This is a genomic window from Streptomyces sp. NBC_01450 (genome assembly GCF_036227505.1).
In the GTDB taxonomy this organism is placed as follows: Bacteria; Actinomycetota; Actinomycetes; order Streptomycetales; family Streptomycetaceae; genus Streptomyces.
The window spans coordinates 7,807,556-7,830,747 of record NZ_CP109480.1 but is presented as its reverse complement, the minus strand read 5'-3'; the positions used below and the strand labels follow the sequence as shown (position 1 = coordinate 7,830,747).

Annotated in this window: 21 protein-coding genes, 1 other RNA gene and 1 pseudogene; 11 read left to right on the top strand and 12 right to left on the bottom strand. The window is 71.0% G+C overall.

Going from position 1 to position 23,192, the window contains the following annotated elements; genetic code table 11:
* Positions 1-184: 184 nt before the first annotated feature.
* Together OG568_RS34800 and OG568_RS34795 are read left to right on the top strand one after the other, a co-directional pair.
* Positions 185-454, top strand: coding sequence for a hypothetical protein (locus tag OG568_RS34800; RefSeq protein ID WP_329536546.1), 270 nt, complete (start codon positions 185-187; stop codon positions 452-454).
* The gene (locus OG568_RS34795; RefSeq protein WP_329534428.1) at positions 447-1,055 is read left to right on the top strand and encodes a DUF6879 family protein; all 609 of its coding nucleotides are present in this window, start codon (positions 447-449) and stop codon (positions 1,053-1,055) included. Before OG568_RS34800 ends, OG568_RS34795 begins: the two co-directional genes overlap by 8 nt.
* A gap of 150 nt (positions 1,056-1,205) precedes the next feature.
* On the opposite strand, the gene OG568_RS34790 is transcribed toward OG568_RS34795, so the two are convergent.
* The 4 genes and pseudogenes from OG568_RS34790 to OG568_RS34780 all read right to left on the bottom strand — a co-directional run bounded on the left by OG568_RS34790 (position 1,206) and on the right by OG568_RS34780 (position 6,032).
* Positions 1,206-3,377, bottom strand: a complete 2,172-nt coding sequence (locus OG568_RS34790; RefSeq protein WP_329534427.1) for an AIPR family protein — start codon at positions 3,375-3,377, stop codon at positions 1,206-1,208.
* A gap of 472 nt (positions 3,378-3,849) precedes the next feature.
* Positions 3,850-4,257, bottom strand: an RNA gene (gene rnpB / locus OG568_RS34785) — RNase P RNA component class A.
* Positions 4,258-4,345: 88 nt separating this feature from the next.
* A pseudogene (locus OG568_RS61510) lies at positions 4,346-5,182 on the bottom strand (DMT family transporter); the annotation flags it as partial.
* A gap of 19 nt (positions 5,183-5,201) precedes the next feature.
* Positions 5,202-6,032: an AraC family transcriptional regulator gene (locus OG568_RS34780; protein WP_266686678.1), complete on the bottom strand. Its 831-nt coding sequence runs from the start codon at positions 6,030-6,032 to the stop codon at positions 5,202-5,204.
* Positions 6,033-6,145: 113 nt separating this feature from the next.
* On the opposite strand from OG568_RS34780, the gene OG568_RS34775 reads away from it, so the two are divergent.
* Together OG568_RS34775 and OG568_RS34770 are read left to right on the top strand one after the other, a co-directional pair.
* Positions 6,146-6,913, top strand: a complete 768-nt coding sequence (locus tag OG568_RS34775; RefSeq protein WP_329534426.1) for a MerR family transcriptional regulator — start codon at positions 6,146-6,148, stop codon at positions 6,911-6,913.
* On the top strand, positions 6,910-7,512 hold the full coding sequence (locus OG568_RS34770; protein WP_329534425.1) for a hypothetical protein: 603 nt from the start codon (positions 6,910-6,912) through the stop codon (positions 7,510-7,512). The genes OG568_RS34775 and OG568_RS34770 overlap by 4 nt, the downstream gene beginning before the upstream one ends.
* Here OG568_RS34770 and OG568_RS34765 read toward each other — a convergent pair.
* The gene (locus OG568_RS34765; RefSeq protein ID WP_329534424.1) at positions 7,463-8,899 is read right to left on the bottom strand and encodes an RNB domain-containing ribonuclease; all 1,437 of its coding nucleotides are present in this window, start codon (positions 8,897-8,899) and stop codon (positions 7,463-7,465) included. The two genes, OG568_RS34770 and OG568_RS34765, sit on opposite strands and share 50 nt — an antisense overlap.
* A gap of 110 nt (positions 8,900-9,009) precedes the next feature.
* Between OG568_RS34765 and yaaA the strand changes: the two genes are divergently transcribed.
* Both yaaA and eda read left to right on the top strand, forming a co-directional pair.
* Positions 9,010-9,792: a peroxide stress protein YaaA gene (gene yaaA, locus OG568_RS34760; RefSeq protein ID WP_329534423.1), complete on the top strand. Its 783-nt coding sequence runs from the start codon at positions 9,010-9,012 to the stop codon at positions 9,790-9,792.
* 102 nt (positions 9,793-9,894) lie between these two features.
* Positions 9,895-10,545 carry a bifunctional 4-hydroxy-2-oxoglutarate aldolase/2-dehydro-3-deoxy-phosphogluconate aldolase gene (eda, locus tag OG568_RS34755; RefSeq protein ID WP_266582216.1) on the top strand — a complete coding sequence of 217 codons (651 nt, stop codon included), beginning with the start codon at positions 9,895-9,897 and terminating at the stop codon, positions 10,543-10,545.
* Between the two features lie 36 nt (positions 10,546-10,581).
* On the opposite strand, the gene OG568_RS34750 is transcribed toward eda, so the two are convergent.
* The 3 genes from OG568_RS34750 to OG568_RS34740 are packed head-to-tail and all read right to left on the bottom strand — an operon-like array spanning position 10,582 to position 13,397.
* On the bottom strand, positions 10,582-11,787 hold the full coding sequence (locus OG568_RS34750; protein WP_329534422.1) for a bifunctional RNase H/acid phosphatase: 1,206 nt from the start codon (positions 11,785-11,787) through the stop codon (positions 10,582-10,584).
* Between the two features lie 12 nt (positions 11,788-11,799).
* Entirely contained in the window at positions 11,800-12,543 is a 744-nt protein-coding gene (locus OG568_RS34745) for a zinc ribbon domain-containing protein (protein ID WP_323137038.1), read from the bottom strand.
* On the bottom strand, positions 12,540-13,397 hold the full coding sequence (locus tag OG568_RS34740; protein WP_266686683.1) for a Nif3-like dinuclear metal center hexameric protein: 858 nt from the start codon (positions 13,395-13,397) through the stop codon (positions 12,540-12,542). The genes OG568_RS34745 and OG568_RS34740 overlap by 4 nt, the downstream gene beginning before the upstream one ends.
* Before the next feature lie 253 nt (positions 13,398-13,650).
* On the opposite strand from OG568_RS34740, the gene OG568_RS34735 reads away from it, so the two are divergent.
* Positions 13,651-14,916, top strand: a complete 1,266-nt coding sequence (locus OG568_RS34735; RefSeq protein WP_329534421.1) for a hypothetical protein — start codon at positions 13,651-13,653, stop codon at positions 14,914-14,916.
* 62 nt (positions 14,917-14,978) lie between these two features.
* Positions 14,979-15,146 carry a hypothetical protein gene (locus tag OG568_RS34730; protein ID WP_329534420.1) on the top strand — a complete coding sequence of 56 codons (168 nt, stop codon included), beginning with the start codon at positions 14,979-14,981 and terminating at the stop codon, positions 15,144-15,146.
* Between the two features lie 77 nt (positions 15,147-15,223).
* On the opposite strand, the gene OG568_RS34725 is transcribed toward OG568_RS34730, so the two are convergent.
* The 3 genes from OG568_RS34725 to OG568_RS34715 all read right to left on the bottom strand — a co-directional run bounded on the left by OG568_RS34725 (position 15,224) and on the right by OG568_RS34715 (position 18,227).
* Positions 15,224-16,162 carry a 3-oxoacyl-ACP reductase gene (locus OG568_RS34725; protein ID WP_329534419.1) on the bottom strand — a complete coding sequence of 313 codons (939 nt, stop codon included), beginning with the start codon at positions 16,160-16,162 and terminating at the stop codon, positions 15,224-15,226.
* Positions 16,163-16,223: 61 nt separating this feature from the next.
* Positions 16,224-17,300 (bottom strand): Zn-dependent alcohol dehydrogenase, encoded by a 1,077-nt coding sequence (locus tag OG568_RS34720; protein ID WP_329534418.1) that lies wholly within the window; start codon positions 17,298-17,300, stop codon positions 16,224-16,226.
* 69 nt (positions 17,301-17,369) lie between these two features.
* Positions 17,370-18,227 (bottom strand): MaoC/PaaZ C-terminal domain-containing protein, encoded by an 858-nt coding sequence (locus OG568_RS34715; protein WP_329534417.1) that lies wholly within the window; start codon positions 18,225-18,227, stop codon positions 17,370-17,372.
* Positions 18,228-18,481: 254 nt separating this feature from the next.
* Here OG568_RS34715 and OG568_RS34710 point away from each other — a divergent pair, with 254 nt between their 5' ends.
* Genes OG568_RS34710 through OG568_RS34700 form a run of 3 tightly spaced genes read left to right on the top strand, consistent with a single transcriptional unit; the run spans position 18,482 to position 21,447 of the window.
* Complete coding sequence (locus tag OG568_RS34710) at positions 18,482-19,393, top strand: ABC transporter ATP-binding protein (RefSeq protein WP_329534416.1); 912 nt, start codon at positions 18,482-18,484, stop codon at positions 19,391-19,393.
* The gene (locus OG568_RS34705) at positions 19,393-20,112 is read left to right on the top strand and encodes an ABC transporter permease (protein WP_266582224.1); all 720 of its coding nucleotides are present in this window, start codon (positions 19,393-19,395) and stop codon (positions 20,110-20,112) included. Before OG568_RS34710 ends, OG568_RS34705 begins: the two co-directional genes overlap by 1 nt.
* A gap of 57 nt (positions 20,113-20,169) precedes the next feature.
* A complete protein-coding gene (locus OG568_RS34700) occupies positions 20,170-21,447 on the top strand; it encodes a sensor histidine kinase (protein WP_329534415.1) in 1,278 nt (425 codons plus the stop codon).
* On the opposite strand, the gene OG568_RS34695 is transcribed toward OG568_RS34700, so the two are convergent.
* Complete coding sequence (locus OG568_RS34695; protein WP_329534414.1) at positions 21,425-22,951, bottom strand: alpha-L-arabinofuranosidase B; 1,527 nt, start codon at positions 22,949-22,951, stop codon at positions 21,425-21,427. The genes OG568_RS34700 and OG568_RS34695 overlap by 23 nt on opposite strands.
* Between the last annotated feature and the right edge of the window lie 241 nt (positions 22,952-23,192).

Genomic DNA, 23,192 nt, shown 5'->3' with positions numbered 1-23,192 from the left:
CTCAGCATCTGCCGGGATTTGATAGCTTGCCGTTTCGTGACCACTCATCGTCGCACTCCCGAGCCGGATGGAACAGCATGGGACCATCCGCGCGATCATCGGCCAGTCCGGTTTTGGCATGGCCAAGCCGATTCGCCGAGTGCTAAATTGGTAAGACTTTGGCCTAATCGAGGGGGCGATGGCAATGCGTAGGCCTTGGGAAGCCGATGCGGCCACAAAATTCAAGCGGCGCCTGGGAAAGTCGCCACAGGAACTGGGAAACACCACTGACAACCCCGACTGCCCCGACATCTGGGAGCTCGAGAACGGAGACATCGCCGTCATCGGCCGGGACCTCACGGAGTCACTCGGCGGGAAGCTGCCGCCGGGCGTATCGATAGGGTCCGACGAGCGACTCGTTGTCATCCCAAGGAACATGTTGGTCGCGGCGAAACCGGATATTCCCAGTGTTTGATTCCTTCCCAAGCAGTCCTTCCGAACGCATGGACCGCCCCGCATACCACGCGGATTTCCACCGAACCCGCAGTAGCGGCATTCGTTTCCAGAACAAGCTCGAACGGGGCCAGAACTTCAAGGAACGAGGGTTTGCCAGCTGGGAGGCCTTCGCCGCCGGAGAATGGGAAAGAGCGCTGTCCCTCGTCGAGGAGAAGCGCGAGACCTACGCACGGCAGTTTCGCGAAGCGGCACAGCTGAACATCCTGGAACGCCGCCTTCGCGTGGTGGAATTTCCTGTCACCCCCTACGTCCAATGGGAGATGTTCGTTCTACGCCTGCGTGTGGAGCTGGGCGACAACATCCGGGTGCTCGATGCCCGCAAGATCTCGGACATCGAGAAGGAGCGCCCGGTTCCGGAGGTGGTGATCCTCGGAGACGTCGTCATGTACGAGGTGTGCTACGACGACGGAAACGCGGCGGGGGCCAACCGCTTCGCCGACCGCGCACTGATCCGGGAAACGTCGGCCGGATTCGACGCGCTGTACGGACGCGGGGAAGACTTCCACAGCTTCTTCGACAGGGAGATCTCTCCTCTCGCCCCGCCCACAGCCGCCCACTGAGCCGAGCGCCTGGCTCCCCGTGTTCGGCGGCACCGCTCCGGCACCCTCGGACACCGGCACGGAGTGCGGCCCACCGGGCCGTCGGAGGCTGCTGGCGGCCGACGGAAGTGTCCTGCCCGTCGCTCGACGGCGGGCAGGCCGTCCCGGACGCTACGCCGGGCTCTCCTCCCCCGGCTCCCCCGGCTCCCCCGCGTCCGCGATCTCCTGCCAGAGCCGCTCGGCGATCTCCACCAACGTCCCGTCGCCCGGCACCCTCCACTGCTTGGGGCCCTGGACCGCGCTCCACTGTTCCTTCCAGTCGGCCGCGTTCCACATCTGGGAGACCAGTCCCGTCGGCGTGTACCGCTTGCCGTCGGCCTCCCAGAGAATGGGGGTCCTTCGGTCGTTCACCCATGTCGCCCTGCGACGGCGGGGGTCCTCGTCGAGCCAGGCGCCGATGGCCAGTTCCTCCACGGTGCTGGGAGCGTAGACGAGAGGCGTACCGTCGTTGATGGCGTCATGGTCGACGAGCAGGCGAACTGTCTGGGGGCGCCGCTGCCGCTTCGGCCCCGCCCCCTCCATGAGGGCCTTGAGGTTCATCGGGGAGTCCGGACCGGTGCCGCGTTCGAGGACCCCGAGGACCGCGGCGACCAGCCGCGCGCAGCGCTCCTCGTTGGCGAAGGTGCTGGTGACGTAACTCTTGCTGGTGAAAAGGGTGTCGACCATGGTGATGAGGCACAGGAGTACGGCGCTGACCTGACCGGGCACCCCGGCGAGCACCGCCGCCCACTCGTCGTCCGGCTCGTCGAACTTGTCCCTGCCGATGCGCTGGAACACGAGGTGGACGACCAACAGGGCCCCGCTGTCCACGACCGCGGCCCGTCGCCCGGTGAACTTCGCCCGCAGTTCCGTCAGTTGGTCCCGCACCAGCCGGAACACCTGCACCGCGCGCCAGATCTGCTGGGCAGACGGCTGCTGACCGAACAGCAGGGTGTACGCGCCTCCCCGGCCCTCTTCCCACAGCGCGTTCGTGGAGCCCTTGACCCGTACCGCGAGCGACGAGTCCCGGTGCATACAGGCCAGGGCCGTCGCCGCCTCCGTCACCGAGCAGCCGGACTCGGGCGCCGGGTCCAGCTCGCCCCGCCGGAAGACGTACTCCTTGTCCAGCGAGAGGCTGAAGTCCTTCTGGATCTCGCTCTGGACGGTGTCGATGGCGATGAAGTCCCGGCGCTCCATGTGGTTCTGCGTGTTGGTGGCCTTGGTGATGGATCGCCCGAAGCCCTCCGGTGCCCCCTCCAGGCAGATGATCCGTACCAGGACGTACGCCTCCGCGACGACCTCGGGGTCCCTCTCGTACGCCCTGAAGGCCGAGGACACCGTCTGGGCGCCGTTGACCACGCTGGCGTTGTGCAGGGTGAGGGTGGTGGGCTGGCCGACCGCTCTCTTGGCGTGGTACTCCTGCTCGACCCTGTCGCACTGCACCGTGATGCCGTTGTGGCGGTAGAGGAACCCTTCCGGGTCCCCCAGCATCGACTCCACCATGGTCTGGTTGACCCCGGTGAGCCCCAGCGACTTGCGGACGTTGCGGTCGTAGAGACGCTCGCCGTGTCCCTTGTCGTGATCCTCGCCATCGCTCCGGCCGCCGTACCAACGGGCCAGCTGGTCGGCGCTGACCTCGCCGATCACCGCCTTGTACGGGGTCTCGCGGCTGTACCACTCCCGGTCCATGGTTGCCTTGAGAGTGATCGGCTGCGGCTCCAGGTCCTCCTGAATCGCCCGGTGGAAGTCCCTCTGGTCCAGGACCCGGTACTCCACGCTCCGGCCGCGTCCGCCGAACTCGTTGGCCGCCTCGTCCAGGATGTTGCGGGTCTCCACGGAGAGACGGCCGTCCCCCATGAGCGCTACAACGAGGTTCACCTTGCAGGTGGGGAGCCGGAGGACGCCGTGCACGCGGTCCGCGAGCAACTGCAGCCGCTCGTTGAAGTGGTCGAGGTCACGGTTGTCAAGCTTCTTCAGTCCGTGTACCAGCTTGAGTGCCGCCTCCGTGTCGAAGCCGGCCGTCCCCTTGTCCTTCCACTTGGCCTGGATCAGCCAGAGTTCGGATCCCGAGGCGGAGAACGCGACGCAGTCGATACCGAAGTCGTCCCGGCCGTCGATCACCCAGGCCGCCGCCTCGTCCGAGGTGCAGTCCGCGAGGATACGGGCGGCCTTCGCGGACACGGCCCTGGACAACAGGGCCGTCTCGCGTTCCGTGGGGTCCTTCTTCTCGAAGTCCTCCATGGAGATCCGGTCCTGGAACTCCCGCAGCAGCGCCCTCTTGATGTGCTGAACCTCAAGAGGCATGTCCTGCGCGCCCTTGCCCATCCGTACCCCCCACGACCTCTCTCGACAGAACTGTTCAGACTATCGAAGCGACGTACAACGTGCCTCCACCCCTGCGTCAGCATATGTAGCCGATCCGATTGTTCCGGAACCGGTTTGGGCCAGCGGCTGGCTGGGGTTCAGCTCGCGCCCACTGTCCGTAGCTCGTGGGTGAGTCGTGCCTTCGTCAGCACCCGGTGGAAGGGAATCGGCACGAGCCGAGGGCGGGCAACCCCGCCAACGTGCCGCGATCCTCCGTCTTCTCCCAGGAGCAGCCGGACGCCCCCATATAGAGGTCGCTCGCGGAGACCAGCAGGATTCTGCTGACGTGGGCTCCGCACTGTACGGGCTGCTGAGCATCTGCCCGCACCGCAGTCGATGGCTTTACTGGAACGCCGATTCGCAATCCGGTGCAGAGAGAAAGCAGGCCCTGACCTGTATAAACACAGAGCGGCAGACGAGTCGGGCTGTACGCCGGGTTCTGTCGCCCGGCTGCCTCGCGGCGGCCGGGGAGACGGCCATCCATCTAGGACCGGCGTTGCCGCCGGTCTCGTGCGGTCTACCCGCGGACTCGGGCGGGCAGCCCTCGAACGTCCGCGCAGGGCCACCTGTCACCAAGCGGCCCCTTTTGACCTTGCTCCAGGTGGGGTTTACCTAGCCGCCTGAGTCACCTCAGGCGCTGGTGGTCTCTTACACCACCGTTTCACCCTTACCGAGGACCGAGGTCCCCGGCGGTCTGTTTTCTGTGGCACTGTCCCGCGGGTCACCCCGGGTGGCCGTTAGCCACCACCTTGCCCTGTGGAGCCCGGACGTTCCTCGGGAAGGTCCGCAAGGACCTCCACGCGGCCGTCCGCCCGGCTCGTCTGCCGTGTGGACCATGGTACCGGGCGTGGGGTGCGCCTTGGTCCGGCCGTCGCCGTAGCCGTCGCCGTCGCCGTCGCAAGGACCGAGCCCGCCAGGATCAGGGCGAAGGCCGCGACGGTGCCTGGGGTCAGGCGTTCGTCGAGGAAGAGGGCTCCGGCGGCGACGGCGACGGCCGGGTTGACGTACGTGATCACCGTTGCCCGTGTCGGGCCCGCCTCCTTGATCAGTTCCAGGAAGGCCACGAAGGCGACCGCGGTGCAGATGACGCCGAGGCCGGCGAGGGAGGTGAGGACCTGGGCGGAGGGGGTTGAGGAAGGCCAGGTGGCGGCTGCCGCGGGGGCGTAGACCAGGGCTGCCAGGGTCAGGCAGGGGGCCGTGAGGTGGAGTGACGGGACGTCCCTGAGGTGGCGGGCGACTATGACGGGGGCGGTCGCGTAGCCGACCACCGTCAGCAGCACCTCGGCGAGCGAGCGGGCGTCGCCGCCGGTCAGGTGCGGGACGGTGAGGACCGCGACGCCGGACAGGCCGAGGGCCAGGCCGGTCATCCTGCGGGTGCCGAGGCGTTCCGTGTCGCCGAAGAGGCGGGCGGCGGCCACGCCGACGATCGGTACGCCCGCGATCAGCAGGCCCGCCGTGGAGCTGGAGAGATGGCGCTCGGCGTCCGTGAGGGTCCACCACGGGACCATGATCTCTATGCACGCGAAGGCCAGCATGGGGCGCCAGTGGGTTCGTACGGTCCGGGCGAAGCCGGCAAGGCCCCCTTGGCGGATCGCGAAGGGGAGCAGCAGCGCGGCGCCCACCGCGCAGCGTGTGAACACCACCATCGACGGGGACACGCCGTCCACCGCCACTTTGATCATCAGGTAGGGGATGCCCCAGACCACTCCCATCAGGGAGAACAGGAACCAGCCGCGTGCAGTCATGGGGGCAGTCTCGGCGGCGTCAGCGTCCGCCGTCTTGAACGCTGTTGCGGTACGCCGCCGGGGTCACCCCCAGCACCCTGCGGAACCAGCGCGTCAGGTGCGCCTGGTCCGCGAAGCCCACGAGCGGGGCGACCTCGGCGGGGCGCAGGCCGCTCTCCAGCAGGGCGCGGGCCCGGTTCACCCGGTACTGGGCCAGCCAGGCGTACGGCGGTATCCCCATCGTCGTACGGAAGGCGCGCAGGAGCTGGTAGCGGGAGAGGCCCAGGTCGATGGCGAGGGAGGCGAGTGACGGGGGTGCCTGGAGTTCGTCGGCGAGACGGTCACGTACGGCGTGGGCTATGTGGGCCGCTCCCGGGACCGTGTCGCATGCCGGGCGGGCCGTGGAGTGGCGGCGGGCGAGGGCGGCCAGCAGCCAGGGGAGGCGGGACTCGGCCTCCAGGGGGTCGGGGCAGATGCTCAGGTCGGTGTGGGCGATGCGCAGGGCGGCGGCCAGCTCGGGGTCGTCGAGGACGGGGTCCCGGAAGTGCGGGGGGCTGCCCAGAACGCCCTCGGTGAGGAGGGAGGGCTCGGCGTACAGGGCCCGGTAGGCGTAGCCGTCGGAGGCGGCCGGACCGCCGGTGTGCATCTCGCCCGGAGCCAGGACGACGATCGAGCCGGGGCCGGTGTGGATGCGGCCGCCCCGGTAGTCGATGATCTCGGAGCCGCCGACGCAGACTCCGATGGTGAACTCTTCGTGGGCGTGGGGTGCGTAGCGGTGCCGGTCGAAGCGGGCGGTCAGCAGGTCGACGGGCCGGCCGCCGCGGCCGAGGGTGGCCCGGGTCCAGCGGGCCTCTTCACGTCGTGCCCCCATGGCCGCCTCCCCGGTCGTCTCGTCAGAGGTGCAACGCCGGCGGCCCGCGTTTCCATGCCGACAAGGATCTGGTCGCTTGACCTTGCCGCAACGTCAACGTTTCTACTGGAGGCATGCGGATCGGAGAACTCGCCGTCGCCGTCGGTGTCACCACACGGACGGTGCGGCACTACCACCATCTCGGGCTGTTGCCGGAGCCCGAGCGGCTCCCCAACGGCTACCGGGACTACACGCTGCGGCACGCCGTCGTGCTCGCCCGGATCCGGCGGCTGACGGAGCTGGGACTGGGACTCACCGAGGTGCGGGACGTGCTCGCGGACGACGCGGGGCGCGATCTCGCCGAAGTGCTGGAGGAGCTCGACGCGGATCTCGCCCGGCAGGAGGCGGCTGTCCGGGAGCGGCGGGAGCGGCTGCGCGCCCTGCTGGACCGCGAGGGGGGCCTGCCCGCCGAGGGCCCCGTCTCTCCCGAGCTGGCCGCGCTGCTCACGGAGATGGCGCACGGCCCCGCGTCCCCCATGGCCACGAAGGACCGCGAGATGCTCGCTCTGATCGAGACCATGGCCACGCCCGAGGACCGGGAGCGGCTGATGACGGCGCTCGGCAGCGCCTTCCGAACGCCCGCCGCCGTGGCACGGGCGCACGAGATGTACGCGCTCCTCGACGCGCTCGCCGACGCGGACCCGGACGACCCCGACGACCCACGCGTGGACGAGGCGGCCCGGGCACTCGCCGACTGCCTCCCCGAGTCCCTGCTCCCGGAGACCGGCCTCGCTCTCAGCCTGGACAACGGCGTTCTGCGTGCCTTGTACGCCGATGTCGCCCCGGCCCAGGCGGAGGCGATCCGGCGCGCGATGCGGATGTTCACGGAGCGCGGGCGATGAGGATCGCGCGGGCCCTCGTACGGCATGAACTGCGGCTGTTCGCGAGCCTGTTGCTGTGGGTGACGGGTCGGACGGACGGCACGCGCGACGGCCGCCCCTTCGGTTACGCGCGGGGCCAGGGCGCCATGATGTGGGGGCTCGCCTTCGTGTGCGTCGTCGAGACGGTCGGCATGGGGGTGCTGCTGCGCGGGTGGCCGGTCGTGCACGCGGTCGTCCTCGTCCTCGACGTCTACACCGTGCTGCAGGTCATCGGCATGCACGCGGCCTGGGTGACGCGCCCGCACATCCTCGACAGTACGGACCTGCGTGTCCGTCACGGCGGGCAGGTGGATCTGCGGATACCCCTGGCGGACATCGCGGCGGTGCGCCGCGAGCTGCGCGCCACGCACGTGCGCGCCGAGGGCGAGCTGAACCTCCCCGTGGGCGCCCAGACCGACATCACTCTCGAACTGGCCACCCCTGTACCGCACTTCACCTTCCTGGGCCGGGAACGCCGACTGCGTCTCGTACGGCTGCACGCGGATGACTCCGCCGAACTCGTGCGGGCCCTCACGCAGGCGCGAACTGCACCCGCGCCACACCCGGGTCGGCCTGGGTGAGCCGCACCCGCAACCGCTCCCCCAGCGGCAGCCTTGCCGTGCCGCCCGCAAGCCGGGCCACGACCGCCGGGGACTCCAACTGGACGGTCCCCACGGTGGGTTGACGCTCCTCCACGTCCACCACACAGCCGTCGAAGATGTCCCCGACCCGGTCCTTGAGCAGTGCGGCCTCGACGATGTCGACGCATTCGCGTTCCACGGTGCTCGCGCGCCGGGAGCCCTCGGCCATCTCCTTGGGGAGGGTGTCGAGGGCGGTGAGGACCCAGTCGGGGGGTGGTTCGTCCGCGGCGGCGGCCAGGCAGAGTTCCGAGGCGTACCGGTCGACGAGTCGCCGCAGGGGGGCGGTGCAGTGCGCGTAGGGCGCGGCCACGGCGGCGTGGGAGGTGACGTCCGGGAGGGCGCCGCCCCGGAACACCGTGTAGCCCGCGCCGCGCAGCAGCGTCGTGCACTCCTGGAGGAAGGCGGCGTGGCGCGGCAGGTGCGGGTCGAGGGAGCGGACGAGCTGCGCGTACGAGACGTGGTGCGGCCAGTCGATGCGCAGCGCCCTGGCCGTGCGGCGAAGGCGGCCGACCGCGCCGTCGGGGGCGGCGGGCAGTGTGCGCAGGACGCCCGTGCCGTGGGCGAGCATCAGGTCGGCCGCCGCCATCCCGGTGAGCAGGGAGATCTGCGCGTTCCAGGCGTCGGTGGGGAGCGGGGCGCGGTAGACGAGTTCGTACGTCCCGTTCGTCTCGACGATCTCCTGCTCGGGGACGTTGAGGGAGATCCCGCCGCGCTCCACCTCCAGGCGTTCACGCAGCGTCCCGATGTCCTTGAGGAGGGCGAGCGGCTCCTCCGCCGTGCCGTCGTCGATCCGCTTCTGTACGTGCGCGTAGTCGAGCTTGGCTCGGCTGCGGACGAGGGCCCGGCGTACGCCGACGGCCTCCGTGCGGCCGTCGGTGTCCAGGTCGATCGTCCAGAGCACGGCCGGGCAGGTCTGGTCGGGGAGGAGGCTGGCGGTGCCTTCGGAGAGCGGGGTCGGGTGGAGCGGGACCTTCTCGTCCGGGAAGTAGAGGGTCGTCACACGGCGGTGCGCCTCGACGTCCAGGGCGCCGCCGGGGGCGACGAAGGCGGCGACGTCGGCGATCGCGTACCGGACGCGGTAGCCGCCGCCGTTGTCGCGGCGGGACAGGTGCATCGCCTGGTCGAGGTCGGTGGACGTCGGCGGGTCGATGGTGAAGAAGGGGATGTCCGTCGCGTCGTGGGCGGGCAGCCGGGGTGGCCGGGCGGCCTCCTCCAGTACGCCGGGCGGGAAGCTCCCGGGCACGCCGAGTTCGGTCCGCAGGGCGCACAGGGCGGCCTGCAGCGGAGCCCCCGGTACACAGGTGGCGCGGATGTGGCGGCACGGCATGCGTCGAGCGTAGGTCGCGGGCCTTCGGGCGGCACCCCGAGCGCGTTCGACGCCCGGGAGGACCCCTTAGGCTGGCGCCGGGCCACACCCACCGTTAGGAGAACACCACCGTGCTCGTGCTGCTGCCGCCCTCCGAGGGCAAGGCGTCCTCCGGCCGGGGAACCGCGCTGAAGCTGGAGTCGCTGTCCCTGCCCGGGCTCACCGAGGCGCGTCAGGCGGTCCTCGACGAGCTGGTCGAGCTGTGTGCGGGCGACGAGGACAAGGCTCGCGAGGTGCTCGGGCTGAGCGAGGGCCTGCGCGGCGAGATCGCCAAGAACACGGAGCTGCGCAGCGCGGGCGCGCGCCCGGCCGGGGAGATCTACACGGGGGTGCTGTACGACGCCCTGGACCTGGGCTCGCTGGACACGGCGGCCAAGCGGCGCGCGGGCCGCTCGCTGCTCGTCTTCTCCGGGTTGTGGGGCGCGGTCCGGGTGACGGACCGGATCCCGTCGTACCGCTGCTCGATGGGGGTGAGGCTGCCGGGGCTCGGGGCGCTGGGCGCGCACTGGCGTGCGCCGATGGCCGCCGCGCTCCCCGAGGCGGCCGGCGACGGGCTGGTGCTCGATCTGCGGTCCTCGGCGTACACGGGTGCGTGGAAGCCGAAGGGCGAGGTCGCCGGGCGGACGGCGACGGTACGGGTGCTGCACGCGCCCACCCGGAAGGTGGTCAGCCACTTCAACAAGGCGACGAAGGGGCGGATCGTACGGAGTCTGCTGGCGGCGGGCGCGGCTCCCGCGGATCCGGCGGAGCTGGTGGAGGCGTTGCGGGACCTCGGGTACGAGGTGGAGGTGCAGGCGCCCGCGCGGGCGGGGACGGCCTGGGCGCTGGATGTACTGGTGAACGAGGTGCACTAGATCAGCCGGGCAGCCGAGCAGCCGTACAGGGCGCTCGGCGCAGCCGTTGCAGCATGCGCAACACCCTTTGCGCATGCTGAATGACGAGGGCACGATGAGGCCATGAGCTCACCGCTGCCCTCCGTTCCGGCCGCCTCCGTGCTGGATCTCGCCCCCGTGGTCCCCGTCGTCGTGGTGAACGAGGCCGAGGACGCCGTGCCCCTGGCCAGGGCGCTCGTCGCGGGCGGGCTGCCCGCGATAGAGGTGACCCTGCGGACGCCGTGCGCGCTCGACGCCATCCGGGCGATCGCGGACGGGGTGCCGGACGCGGTGGTCGGCGCGGGCACCGTCATCACACCGGCGCAGGTGACGGAGTGCGTGGCCGCGGGCGCCCGCTTCCTGGTCAGTCCCGGCTGGACCGACGTGCTCCTCGACGCCATGAAGGCGTCCGGGGTGCCGTTCCTGCCGGGGGTCTCCACGACGTCGGAGGTGGTGGCGCTGCTGGAGCGCGGGGTGCGGGAGATGAAGTTCTTCCCGGCGCAGGCGGCGGGCGGCACGGCGTACCTCAGGTCGCTCGCCGGACCGCTGCCGCAGGCCCGGTTCTGCCCGACCGGCGGCATCGGCCCCACCTACGCACCGGACTACCTCGCCCTCCCCAACGTCGGGTGCGTGGGCGGGACATGGATGCTTCCCGAGGACGCGATCGCGGCGAAGGACTGGGGGCGCGTGGAGAGCCTGGCCCGCGAGGCGGCCGCGCTCAGGCCGCGCGGATGACGGCAGGACTGTCGTAGCCTCGCGAACCCGTGCCGCTCAGCGCAGGTGAGAGGTGTCGTTGAAGAGGCGCAGGCTGGCGTTGCCGTCCGCGTAGTACGCCACCGCCGACAGGGAGGCCGCGGACAGCTCCATCCGGTACAGGGACTCCGGCGGGGCGCCGATCGCGAGCCGTACGAGGCTCTTGATCGGGGTGACGTGGCTGACGAGCAGGACGGTGCGGCCCGCGTAGGAGGCGATGAGCTTGTCGCGGGTGGTGGCGATACGGCGGGCGGTCGCCGCGAAGCTCTCGCCGCCGCCGGTCGGTTCGGCCTTCGGGGAGGCGAGCCAGGTCTTCAGGTCGTCGGGGTGGCGCTCTTGCACCTCGGCGAAGGTGAGGCCCTCCCAGGCGCCGAAGTCCGTCTCGCGCAGGCCGTCCTCGATGACCACGTCCAGTCCCAGGCGAGCGGCGACGGCGGCGGCGGTCTGGCGGGTACGGGTGAGCGGCGACGCCACGATCGCCTCGACGGTGCCGCGCGCGGCCAGCGCGGCGGCGACGCGCTCGGCCTGCTCCCGGCCCACGTCCGAGAGTGACGGGTCGGTGCCGCCGCTGCCGGAGAAGCGCTTCTGGGGGGTGAGCAGGGTCTCGCCGTGGCGCAGCAGGACGAAGGTGGTGGGGGCGCCCATGTCGGGGGCCGCGCCCCAGCCGGTCGACGGCGCCGGTGTGGCCACGTTGTGCGCGGCCCGCGCGTCGTCCTCGGCCTTCACGGCTTCGCCGCCTGGAGTCGACAGGCTGCGGATCTGTGGGTGCTGGTCGCGCAGTTCCGCCGTCGATGCCGACGGGGACCACTGTTCGCCGCGCCGTCCGGCGTCCATCGCCTCGTTGGCCAGTCGGTCCGCGTGCTTGTTCTGTTCGCGCGGCATCCACTCGTAGGTGATCCGGTCCGGCGGGAAGACGCGGGCCGCCTCCGCGGCCAGGGGCTTCATGTCCGGGTGCTTGATCTTCCAGCGGCCGGACAGCTGCTCGACGACGAGCTTGGAGTCCATCCGGACCCGGACGCGCGCGGCCGGGTCCAGTTCGTGGGCGGCACGCAGGCCCGCCACCAGGCCCCGGTACTCGGCGACGTTGTTGGTGGCGATGCCGATGTACTCGGCACGCTCCGCCAGCGTCTCCCCCGTGGCCGCGTCGATGACCACGGCACCGTACCCCGCGGGTCCCGGGTTGCCCCGGGAACCGCCGTCGGCCTCGACGATGAACTCCCGCACGCCCCGCTCCCCTTACAGGCCGGACTCGGACGTACGCACCAGGATGCGGCGGCAGTTCTCGCAGCGCAGCACGGTGTCCGGGGAGGCCGCCTTCACGTCGTTGACCTCGGTGATGTTGAGCTCCAGGCGGCAGCCCTCGCAACGGCGCTGGTAGAGCCGCGCGGCGCCGACACCGCCCTGCTGCTCGCGCAGCTTGTCGTAGAGCTTCAGCAGGTCGGCGGGGACGGAGGCCGCGATGACCGCGCGCTCCTTGGTCGCCGTGGCCGCTTCGCCGTCGAGGGACTCGAAGGCGGCGTCCCGGCGGGCGGTCGCGTCGTCGATCTTCGACTGCACGGAGGAGGTGCGCTCGGTCAGCTCGGCGACCCGCTCCTGCGCGGACTCGCGGCGCTCCATGACCTCGAGGACGACGTCCTCCAGGTCGCCCTGCCGCTTGGCGAGGGAGGTGATCTCGCGCTGGAGGTTCTCCAGGTCCTTGGGGGAGGTGACGGCACCGGAGTCCAGGCGCTGCTGGTCGCGGGAGGCACGCTGGCGCACCTGGTCCACGTCCTGCTCGGCCTTGGTCTGCTCGCGGGAGCAGTCGCTCTCCTCGGTCTGCGCGGCGACGAGCAGGTCGCGCAGCTGCGTGAGGTCCTTGTTCAGCGACTCGATCTCGGCGTGCTCGGGAAGCGACCTCCGCTTGTGCGCGAGCTGCTGCAGGCGTACGTCGAGGGCCTGGACGTCGAGAAGTCGGATCTGGTCGGCAGGCGCGGCGTTCAGTTGGGGGCTCCCATTGCGTTAGAGGTTTCGGTGGACGCCGCGTGGGCGGTCCAGGGGTCGGTGACCGTCTTGGAGACGTGGACCCTCAGGCCCCATCCCTTGCGGTCGGAGATCTCGTCGAGCTGGGCGGCGGCCAGCTCGCACCAGGGCCACTCGGTGGCCCAGTGCGCCGCGTCGAGCAGCGCGAGAGGACTGTGGGCGCGGGCCTCCGAGGCCGGGTGGTGGCGCAGGTCCGCGGTGAGGAAGGCGTCGACGCCGGCGGCACGCACGTCGTCGAAGAGGCTGTCGCCGGAGCCGCCGCTGACCGCGACGGTCCGTACGACCGCCTCGGGGTCACCGGCGACGCGGATGCCCTGCGCGGTGGCGGGCAGTCGCCCGGCGGCGCGCGCGGCGAGCTCACGGACGGTCAGCGGGTGATCCAGCTCACAGACGCGGCCGAGGCCGCGGCGGCCCTCGGGGTCGGTGGGGTCCGGCACGAGCGGCCGTACGACCCGCAGGTCGAGCGCCCCGGCGAGGGCGTCACTGACCCCCGGGTCGGCGCGGTCGGCGTTGGTGTGGGCGACGTGCAGCGCGATGTCGTTCTTGATGAGGGTGTGCACGACCCGGCCCTTGAAGGTGTCGGCCGCGACCGTCGTCGTCCCGCGCAGATAGAGCGGATGGTGGGTGACCAGCAGGTTCGCGCCCAGCTTCACCGCTTCGTCGACGATGTCCCGAACGGGGTCGACGGCGAACAGGACGCGGGTGATCTCCTGGTCGGGGTCGCCGCACACGGTGCCGACCGCGTCCCATCCCTCGGCCCTCTCGGGGGGCCAGAGGGTGTCGAGCGCGGCGATGACTTCAGACAGACGGGGCACGAGGAAAGGCTACCTGGATTGTGCCGGTGCCCCACCGGCCGCGGGCCGTCCCGGAACGCGCGACCAGCGCACTCGCCGGCGGGCGGCCCTAGGTGACCCGGGCCCCACCCCTCTTCCCCGACCCCGCCAGCACACGCGTCCCCGTTCCCTCAGGCGAATCGCGGCGCGGCCATCCTTATGTGTGAAGCGCCCGCCCGCCGGTCCCACGTCTGTGCGTGCGAAAACTACCTTCGTCGCCGGAGGTGACCGAACGATGACGGTCTGTGCCACCGAGCCTGCGGCGGAACCCGGGGACGAGCGGGTCACTCGCCCCTCAGATGTGACCGCCCTGCCCGCAGACATGATCGCCCGCCCCACCTGCGTGATCGCCGCGGACGGAACCTACGCGGCCCGCCTCGCCCTCGACGGCGAGTGCTGGTTCCCGGAGCGCTGGACCCTGGACGGCCCCGAGCCCTACGCCGTACCGCTGCCGTCCCACCAGCCGGAGGAGCCCGGCACCGAGGTGCTGCCGATGACCGACGGGCGGGTGCTGATCCACCGCGTCGTCGACGGGCGGCACACGTTCTGCCTGCTGTACCCGACCGGGCCCGGCACCGGGGAGCTGCTCCTCGGCGCGGTGGAGTGCCCGGACGAGGACACCCGGCTGTGGCTGCTGCCGCCCGCGCCGGACGGGGAGCACGCGTACGCCCTCGCCGTCGGCCGGGACTCCACGGCGGTGTGGCTCGTGGCGGGCGGCGCCTTCGGGCCCGAGCTCCTGGCCGAGTTGCCGGGCCGCTGTTCGGGCGGCGTCTGGCTGGACGACACGGGGCGCCTGCTGGCCCTGGACCGCCGCCGGTACGGCCGGACCAAGACGGTGGTCGTCGACCTGGGGCGCGGCGGTGAAGTGACGCCACTGCTGCAGATCACCGAGGACAGCGACGACCGGCTGCTGCTCGCGGACGCCGACAGCGGACTGCTGCTGATCCGCTCGGACGCGGCGTCCCCGGGCCAGGACCGTCTCGGCTGGGGCGTCCTCGGCAGCACCCTGCCGATCCGCTTCCCCGACTGTCTGCGCGCGACCGACTGCGCGGTGACGCCGTTCGCGATCCAGCCGGGGCAGGTGCTGACGCCGGAGCGCTGCGCGGTGGCCCTGCGCATCGACGGCCCGGCCGGCAGCTGGGTCGGCGTGTGGCGGCCGGCCGAACGCCAGGTCCACCATCTCCCGGCACCCGAGGGATGGCTGGCGGGCACCGGCCTGTGGACCAGGGAGGGGGTCCTCCAACTGCCGTACACGACGGGGACGGTGCGGTGCGGGGTGACGAAGGTGACGGCGCCCGCCGTTCCGGTGGCGGCGGAGGCGCCCCGTCCACTGGAACTCACGGCGGCCCGCCCGGTTCCCCTGCAACAGGCGCCCTTGAACGGGCCGTCACCTCTGAAGAGACGGCCGCTCTCCATCCGTCCGGCGTTCGAGGACGAGGCCGTCCGGGCCGAAGGGGGGTCCGAGGGCGAGAACTGGTCACCCGCCCCCGTCCCCGCGTGAGCGAACGGTTAGAATCCCCCGGCTGCAAAGAAGGATCTTGTTGACGGGGTGAACACTTCCACATGAGCGAAACCAGCACCATGGAACCGCCGGCCACCGACGCCCACCAGGCGACGACCCTGGCCGATGGCCACGGCAAGCACCGCGGCCCGGTCTCCGGCCAGGACGACGAGGCGACCCCTCACGGCCGCCACCGCAAGCCGTCCGACCAGCAGAACACATCGGCCTGAAGGTAGGTCGGACCAGCGATACGGCCCCGCTCGCGCACAGCGCGAGCGGGGCCGTTCCGTAGGGGGAACCGCGGGCACTAGAGGTGCTTGAGTCCCAGTACCTCCGCCGCCGCGAACGTCTCCCCTCGCGGCCGCTCCGCGTAGTACGGGCCGAGCAGCGCGTCGAGCTCGTCGTAGGTGAAGGCGTCCTGCTTGGTGTCGAACTTGGCGGCCACCCGCGGCCGTTCGACGACCGCGACCATGCCCCCGTGCACGACGAGCAGCTGCCCGTTCACGTGCGCGGCGGCGGGCGAGGCCAAGTAGCCGACGAGGGGCGCCACATGCTCGGGCGCGAGCGGGTCGAGGCCCTGCTCGGGCACCTCGAACCCGTGGAACACGTCCTCGGTCATCCGGGTCCGGGCGCGCGGGCAGATGACGTTCGCCGTCACGCCGTACTTCGCCAGCGCCAGCGCGGTCGAGGTCGTCAGCCCGACGATCCCGCCCTTGGCCGCCGCGTAGTTGGGCTGTCCCGCCGAACCCGCGAGGAACGCCTCCGAGGAGGTGTTCACGATCCGCCCGTACACCGAACCGTCCGCCGCCTTGGCCCTCGCCCGCCAGTGCGCGGACGCGAAGTGGGTCGTGTTGAAATGCCCCTTCAGATGCACACGGATGACGGAGTCCCACTCGTCCTCGGACATCGAGAAGACCATCCGGTCGCGCAGGATGCCCGCGTTGTTGACGACGATGTCCAGCTTCCCGAACTCGCCGATCGCCAGGTCGACCAGCGCGCGGGCCTGTTCGCGGTCGGCGACGTCCCCGGTGTGGGCGAGGGCGTGGCCGCCCGCGGCGCGGATCTCGGCGGCGACCTCCTCGGCGGGGGTGGCCGAGGCCGCGCCGGAGCCGTCCCGCCCGGGCTGCCCGTAGTCGTTGACGACGACGGCGGCACCCAGGCGGGCCAGTTCCAGAGCTTCGGTCCGGCCGAGCCCGCGCCCCGCGCCGGTGACGATCGCGGCGAGCCCTTCAAGTGGCAGTGACATCGAAGTCCTCAGCAATCGTGGCGGCAATCGTGGGGGAAATCGTGGGGACGATCGTGGTGGGTCAGATCTCGATGCACGTACGCAGCGCGGTGCCCGTGCGCATCTGGTCCAGCGCCTCGTTGATCCCGGACAGCGGCACCCGGTGGGTGATCAGGCTCTCCAGGTCGATACGGCCCGCGCGCCACAGGGCGACCGTCCGCTCGTACGACCGCAGGACGTCTCCCCCGCCGTACATGGACGGCAGGATCCGCTTCTCGTCGAAGAACAGCTCGAACATGTTGAGCTGCAGGAAGTCGTCCATGGCGCCCGCGCCGACGATGACGAGGGTGCCGCCGCGGCGGGTGTTCTCGTACGCGGTGCGGGCGGTGGCGGAGCGGCCGACGACCTCGAAGACGTAGTCGAAGCCCTCGCCGCCGGTCACCGACTGCTTCGCGCCCGGCAGTTCGTCCGGCGAGACCGCCTTCGTGGCGCCGAACCGCAGCGCGGCCTCCCGGCGCGAGGCGACCGGGTCGACGGCGACGATCTCGGCGGCGCCCTTGAGGCGCGCGCCCTGGATCGCGGAGATGCCGACGCCTCCGCAGCCGATGACGGCGACCGACGAACCGGCCGCCACGTCCGCGGTGTTGAGGGCGGCGCCGAGGCCGGTCGTCACTCCGCAGCCGATGAGGGCCGCGATGTCGAAGGGCACGTCGTCCGGGATCGGCACGGCGCAGCCCGCGTCGACCACGACCTCCTCGGTGAAGGTGCCGGTCCCGGCGAAGCCGAAGACGTCTCCGCCCGGGCGCCTGAAGTTGGGCGTGCCTGCGTTCATGAACCCGGCCAGGCACAGCTGGCTCTGGCCCCGCTTGCAGGCGGGACAGACGCCACAGGCCGGCAGCCAGCAGACGACGACCCGGTCCCCCGGCTTGAGGTGGGTGACGCCCTCGCCGACCTCGACGATCTCCCCGGCACCCTCGTGGCCGGGTACGAACGGCGCGGGCTGCGGCAGTACGCCGCTCATCGCGGACAGGTCGGAGTGGCACAGCCCGGTGGCCCGTACCCGGATCCGCACCCTGCCCGGCCCGAAGCCCACCGCCTCGATGTCGTCGAGGACTTCCAGCTTGTCCTGGCCTATCTCGTGCTGTACGGCTGCGCGCATGGTGCGGCTCCCCTCGACAACGGGCTGGTCACTGATGGGCTGGGCTCAGGAGTGTGTGACGTTCCGGGCTCAGGAGTGTGAGACGACGGTGTCGGCGAGGACCTGCGCGTCGTCCCGCTCGACGGCGCTCACGGCCACCTGGACGCTGCCGTCCCGCCGCCACATACGGATGCGCAGGGTCTCCCCCGGGTACACGACCCCGGCGAAGCGCGTGGTGTACGAGCGGACGCGCGCCACGTCCCCGCCGAGCAGCGTGTCGACGACCGCCTTGAGTGTCATCCCGTACGTGCACAGCCCGTGCAGGATCGGCCGGTCGAACCCGGCGAGCTTGGCGAACTCGGGGTCGGCGTGCAGCGGGTTCCAGTCGCCGGAGAGCCGGTAGAGCAGCGCCTGCTCCTCGCGGATCGGGCGCTCGACGGTCCGGTCCGGCGGACCGGCAGGCTCCTCGAGGCGGGTCGAGGGGCCACGGTCGCCGCCCCAGCCGCCCTCTCCCCGTACGAAGATCTGGGCGTCGTTCGTCCACAACGGTCCCTCGGCGTCGGCGACCTCGGTGCGCATGACGAGGACGGCCGCCTTGCCCTTGTCGTACACGGCGGCGATCCGTCCGGTGGCCACGGCCTTGCCGTCGATCGGGATCGGGCGGTGCAGCTCGATGGTCTGGCCGCCGTGCAGGACGCGGGCGAGGTCGACGTCGACGCCGGGCATGGACAGGCCGCTGATCACTCCGGGGGAACCGGCGCCCGCGACGGTGGCGAAGCTCGGCAGGACGTGCAGCTTCGATTCGAGGGTGTAGCGCAGCTCGTCGGGATCCGTCGCCGGGACGCCCGCTCCGAGGCCGAGGTGGTAGAGCTGGACGTCCTTGCGGTCCCAGGTGATCTCACCGCTGCGGGGTTCGGCGGCGAGGGCCTTGGCGGCGTCGATGGGCATGGGGCTCCTGATCAGTAGCGCGAAAGACCTCGGTGCGGCCGTCCGCACCGTCGGCCGCACCGAGGTCGACACTGGCCGATCTAGAACGCGTTCCAGTCCGGCGACCCTTGTATAGCCCAGCACTCGGCAGTTGTGAAGGCTCCTGACGCCGTGTCAGGTCAACGGTCCGTCCGCCCGGCCGTGACATTTGTCCTGCCGGAGTCCGTACAAGCGCATCTGCCGGGCAGGGGGCGCGGATTCGTACCGTCTGAGGCATGACACAGATAGGTGGGACAGAGCGTGCCGTGTCCTTCGCGGGGGCCGTCAAGACGTTCGGCGCGGTGCGCGCGGTGGACGGGGTGGATCTGGAGATCGGGCGCGGCGAGACGGTGGCGCTGCTGGGGCGCAACGGCGCGGGAAAATCGACCACGATCTCCCTGCTGCTCGGCCTGAACGAGCCGGACGAGGGGACGGTCGCCCTCTTCGGCGGGCCCCCTCAGGCGGCGGTGCGCGCCGGGCGGGTCGGCGCGATGCTGCAGGAGACCCGGCCGGTGCCCCGCGTGACCGTCGGCGAGCTGGTCTCCTTCGTCGCGGGCCGCTACCCGGCGCCGCTGCCGGTGGCGGACGCGCTGGAGCTCGCGGGGATCGCGGATCTGGCCGGGCGGCGCGTCGACCGGCTCTCCGGCGGACAGGCGCAGCGGGTGCGGTTCGCGGTGGCGCTCGCCGGGAACCCCGACCTGATCGTGCTCGACGAGCCGACCGCCGCGCTGGACGTGGAGGCGCGGCGCGCGTTCTGGGACTCGATGCGGGCCTATGCGCGGCGCGGCCACACCGTGCTGTTCTCCACGCACTACCTGGAGGAGGCCGACGCGCACGCCGACCGGATCCTCGTCATCGACCACGGCCGGCTCGTCGCCGACGGCACCGGAGAGCAGCTCAAGCGGTCGGTGGGCGGCAACCTGGTCTCCTTCGACCTGGCGGGGCGGGGCACCGAGGGGCTGACCCTGCTGCCCGGTGTGGTGTCGGTGGAGGTGCGCGGGGACCGGGCCCGGCTGCGCACGGACGACTCGGACGCGACGGTGGTCGCGCTGGCTGAGCTGGGCGCCGTCCGCGGCCTGGAGGTCGCCCCCGCATCCCTGGACGACGCGTTCATGGCGCTCACCTCGCGTGTTGTGGAGGCGGTGTGATGCTGGACTATCTGCGGCTCGAAGTACGCCGGACGCTGCGCGACACCGGCTTCGTCATCGGCGGCATCGCGATGCCCGTGATCATGTACCTGCTGTTCACCAACCTCGGTGACGACGGTGACGGCGGCTGGAAGACCGGTTCGATGATCGGCATGGCCGCGTACGGGGCGGTGGGCTCGGCCCTGAACACGGGCGGCGGGGTCGCCGAGGACAAGGGGATCGGCTGGCTGCGGCAGCTGCGGGTGACGCCGATGACACCGCGCGAGGTGGTGCTCGGGCGGGCGCTCACCGGCTCGGTGACGGTGCTGCCCTCGATCGCCGCGGTGCTGGCGGCGGGCGGCCTCGTCAACGGCGTACGGCTGGACGTCTGGCAGTGGGCGGCGATCACGGTACTGCTGTGGCTCGGCTCGATACCCTTCACCCTGCTCGGCCTCGGCAACGGCTACCGCCTCACGGCCCAGACGACCGGCGTCGCGAACATGGTGTGCAATCTGGGGCTCTCGGTGGTCGGCGGCCTGTGGTTCCCGCTCGCGCTCTTCCCGGGCTGGCTCCAGTCCCTGTCCGTCTGCACACCCACGAACCGCATCGCCCAGCTCGGCACATCCGTCGCCGACGGCAACGCGCCGACGCTCGGTGCGGTGGCGGTTCTCACGGCTTGGCTACTGGTCTTCGGTTCGTACGCTGTGGTCTCGTACCGCAGGGCCGCGCGGACCATCTGAAGCGAACCATCTGAAGCAAACCATCTGAAGCGGACCGTCTGAAGGGGGAGCGGGGACATGTCCTGGACACGAGAGGTCACCTGCCAGGTGAAGGAGTGGCGGGTGGCGCGGGCACGCTGGCGGGCCGACACGCAGCGCTTCAAGGTCGAGCAGCGGGCCGCCCGCAAGAGTGGGAAGTGGCCCGAGAACCCGGGCCCGCCGCCCACCGGCTTCGCGCTGCTGCCGTGGCTGCTGATGGGGATGGGCTCGTTCTCCAACCTCCTCCAGGGCGAGACCCCCAACCCCTGGATCGGCGGCCTGGGTCTGTTCACCTTCAACTCCCTCTACATCTACGTGACGTTCCGCTCCTTCGTGAAGGAGGCCCGCGAGGCCCGCTCCACCAAGGTGGCGCTCGTCCTGATGGGCCTGGTCACCTGTGGGCTGGCTCTGGGGTACGGCGGTAGCTGGCTGTACTTCTTCCCACTGCTCGGCCTGGCCACCGGCGCGGTGCTGCGGGGCCCGCGGGTCGGTCAGTTCGGCCTCGGCCTGACCGCCCTCGCGGCGGCGGTCTCCATCGTCCGCGCGGGCTGGGACGCGGTGAACGTCGCGTACGGCACCTTCCTTTCCACCATGGTGACGGCGGCGATCCTCTCCCTCTCCGAGGCGGTACGGGAACTGCGCGCCGCCCGCGAGGAACTGGCCCGCCGCGCGGTCGAGAAGGAACGCCTGCGCTTCTCCCGCGACCTGCACGACCTGCTCGGCCACACGCTCTCCGTCATCGTGGTGAAGTCGGAGGCGGCCCGCCGGCTGGCCCCGCGCGACCTGGACGCCGCCCTCACGCAGATCACGGACATCGAGTCCGTGGGCCGGCAGGCACTGACCGAGATCCGCGAGGCGGTCACCGGCTACCGCGAGGGCAGCCTCACCACGGAACTGGACCGGGCCCGCTCGGCCCTGTCCGCGGCGAGCGTCGACCCCGTGGTCCGCCAGTCCGGCGCCCCGCTGACCTCGCAGAACGAGGCCCTGCTGGGCTGGGTGGTCCGGGAGGCGGTGACGAACGTCGTACGGCACAGCCGCGCGACCCGCTGCGAGATCACCGTCGAGGGCGTACGGGACCACCACGTCCGCCTGACCGTGACGGACGACGGCACCGGCCCGGGCGACCCCGCGACCGGCCTTGCCGAGGGCATCGGCGGCACCGGTCTGAAGGGTCTGACGGAACGCCTCGCGGCGGCGGGCGGGTCGCTCAGGGCCGGCCCGTCGCCGCGCGGCGGCTTCACGGTCACCGCCGAACTTCCTGTGGACTCGGTGGACTTGGCGCCTTCCGCGGTGGCTACGGAGCCCAGGGAGCCGTGACCGCCCAGCTCACGTCGTCCGTCCACGAGGTGGCGCTGTCGAAGGTGTTCGAGCCGCCGTCACTCGCTATGTAGACGTTGTAGTCGTAGTGCCGGAGGTATCTCGTCGGGTAGTTGTACGACGCGAACGAGGTCCCCGTCCCGCTCTTGCCCGTCCCGGCGCAGAACGTGGCGTCCTGTCTGAACTGCGTGGTGCCGACCATGGGTTGTCGGTAGAGCTGGTAGTTGTAGTGCCGCAGGAAGTCGCCCGGGTAGTTCCGCGACTCGAAGGAGTAGCAGGAGCTGTCGGCGAGGCCCCTGCGGACGATCCAGGTGGCGTCGCCTTTGTCGAGCGCCGAACTGCTCGACGTGACGGCCGAGATGACCGCCGCGTTGTTCTGGTGGCGGATGTAGTCGGTGGTGCAGCACGAGGTCGTCGCGCGCAGCGAGATCTCCGACCCGGCCGTCAGCGAGCCGGTGCTGCCGGTCGCACCGCCGTAGCCGACGGAGACGATGTTCGCCTGGACGGAGTCGTCGGCGGCGTCAGTCGGGATGCCCGAGGTCATGACGCCCTCGAAGAAGGACCCGATGGAGCCGTTGCTGTTGTCGCCGCCGGTGCCCAGGACGATCGCGCCCTCCTGATGCATGGGCGAGTAACCACTGGTGGTGGGCTCGCCCCCGGAATAGGTGGTCATGAGACCGCCCGATTGGGCGTTGCCGTATTTCAGCGCGAAATGGTTCTGACCGTTGTTCTTCAGCAAAGCGGTCACGAACGGCATCGCCCCGGTACCGGTGTTCGCCGTGTTCTTGCTGTAGCCGGAGTCCGACTGGAACAGCCCGTTCTCCAGATCGGCCTGCACCCAGGGGCCCTGGCCGTAACAGGGCGAGAACCAGCACTCGGTGCCGAAGTTGATCGCGTCCATATGGCCGTTGCCGGTGTCCTTGTTGTTGGTCTCGGCGTTGCCGTAGTCGAAGCAGCAGCTGCCGTTCACATGGGTGCCGGAGGTCACCATGTACATCCCCTCGGCCGCTCCGTTGGTGGCCACGCCCGAGGTGGAGTTGTCCCGGTAGCCCATGCCGGCCGAGATCTCCAGGCCGTAGACCTGGTGGCCGCCGACGGTCACCGGCAGCGCGTCCGCGGGCGCCCCGACGTCGGCCGCGCCCGCCCCGCCCGCGCCCTCGACGGTGAGGTCGTTGTGGCGCGACGACTGGTCGTAGATCTTGGTGATGATGCAGGTGGTGCCGGTACAGAAGGAGTCCTGTGCCGCCGCGTTCGCGTACCCGCCGGCCGCCAGGAGACCGATGTTCGCGGTGGCGCTGTCGGAGGCGCGCTGCACCTGGTAGAGCGATCCGTTGTACGACGAGTAGAGCGCTCTGACGAGGCTGTGCGCGGCGACGCAGGGCGTGCCCGCGGCGGCGTAGACGTCACAGGGCAGCGATCCCGCGGCGGTGGCCGCCGGGGCGCCGACGGCGAGTGCGACAACGGCCGCCAGCACCGACAGCACGGCCAGCACGGCACTTCTCAAGCGCGACGATCTTGGTAACACGGTGCACCTCTTCCGTTCCTGGTAGGACAGTGCGGGTACCCGGTCGAAATACCGGACATCGTTCGATCGAAATACCGAACCCATTCCAGGTCGAAATGTCGAACGTTTGCGAAAATCGGCCCGGCACAGGAATGGCGAAGGCGATCACGGAATGTCGAGGCGATTGTTTGCCCGGAATCAAGGGCCGTCAAGACGCGCGGAGTCGAACCATGGAGAGTTT

Bases quoted from the DNA above. Each gene is read 5' to 3' on its own strand.
- OG568_RS34700 (WP_329534415.1), top strand. From the start codon at position 20,170: ATGTCCTGGACACGAGAGGTCACCTGCCAGGTGAAGGAGTGGCGGGTG.
- OG568_RS34770 (WP_329534425.1), top strand. From the start codon at position 6,910: ATGAGGATCGCGCGGGCCCTCGTACGGCATGAACTGCGGCTGTTCGCG.
- OG568_RS34765 (WP_329534424.1), bottom strand. From the start codon at position 8,899: ATGCCGTGCCGCCACATCCGCGCCACCTGTGTACCGGGGGCTCCGCTG.
- OG568_RS34735 (WP_329534421.1), top strand. From the start codon at position 13,651: ATGACGGTCTGTGCCACCGAGCCTGCGGCGGAACCCGGGGACGAGCGG.
- OG568_RS34725 (WP_329534419.1), bottom strand. From the start codon at position 16,162: ATGTCACTGCCACTTGAAGGGCTCGCCGCGATCGTCACCGGCGCGGGG.
- OG568_RS34715 (WP_329534417.1), bottom strand. From the start codon at position 18,227: ATGCCCATCGACGCCGCCAAGGCCCTCGCCGCCGAACCCCGCAGCGGT.
- eda (WP_266582216.1), top strand. From the start codon at position 9,895: ATGAGCTCACCGCTGCCCTCCGTTCCGGCCGCCTCCGTGCTGGATCTC.
- OG568_RS34705 (WP_266582224.1), top strand. From the start codon at position 19,393: ATGCTGGACTATCTGCGGCTCGAAGTACGCCGGACGCTGCGCGACACC.
- OG568_RS34800 (WP_329536546.1), top strand. From the start codon at position 185: ATGCGTAGGCCTTGGGAAGCCGATGCGGCCACAAAATTCAAGCGGCGC.
- OG568_RS34775 (WP_329534426.1), top strand. From the start codon at position 6,146: ATGCGGATCGGAGAACTCGCCGTCGCCGTCGGTGTCACCACACGGACG.
- OG568_RS34710 (WP_329534416.1), top strand. From the start codon at position 18,482: ATGACACAGATAGGTGGGACAGAGCGTGCCGTGTCCTTCGCGGGGGCC.
- OG568_RS34790 (WP_329534427.1), bottom strand. From the start codon at position 3,377: ATGCCTCTTGAGGTTCAGCACATCAAGAGGGCGCTGCTGCGGGAGTTC.
- OG568_RS34780 (WP_266686678.1), bottom strand. From the start codon at position 6,032: ATGGGGGCACGACGTGAAGAGGCCCGCTGGACCCGGGCCACCCTCGGC.
- OG568_RS34720 (WP_329534418.1), bottom strand. From the start codon at position 17,300: ATGCGCGCAGCCGTACAGCACGAGATAGGCCAGGACAAGCTGGAAGTC.
- OG568_RS34730 (WP_329534420.1), top strand. From the start codon at position 14,979: ATGAGCGAAACCAGCACCATGGAACCGCCGGCCACCGACGCCCACCAG.